The sequence below is a fragment of the Acetonema longum DSM 6540 genome (assembly GCF_000219125.1).
GTDB classification, from domain to species: Bacteria; Bacillota; Negativicutes; order Sporomusales; family Acetonemataceae; genus Acetonema; species Acetonema longum.
Map to the genome: position 1 here is coordinate 1 of NZ_AFGF01000145.1, position 279 is coordinate 279.

At 58.1% G+C, this 279-nt stretch carries 1 protein-coding gene; it reads right to left on the reverse strand.

The genetic code is table 11. The features are described from left to right. Positions 1-279: hemagglutinin repeat-containing protein (locus ALO_RS14605; protein WP_004097169.1), on the reverse strand; the 279-nt coding region annotated here is incomplete at both ends.

Sequence of the window (279 nt, forward strand, 5' to 3'; positions counted from 1 at the left end):
TACGTTCAAGCCGCCGTCAAAGGAGAGGGAGAAGCCGGTTTTTTTGACGGATTCCCTGTATTCATTCGAGCTGTTTTCCTCCGCCGCCTGGATGGTGACGTTGTCGCCGCTGATGGTGATATCTTGGTCGGCTGCGGCGCTGGAGGCCTGGATGGTTACGTCGTCTCCGGCTTTGATGACGAGGGTGCTGCCGGAGAGTTCGCTGCCGGCTGCGGCGTCTAGTTTCTGGTACTGATAGGTGTCGGTAGTGATCTTGGTCAGGCCGTCGGCGTCTTGTTC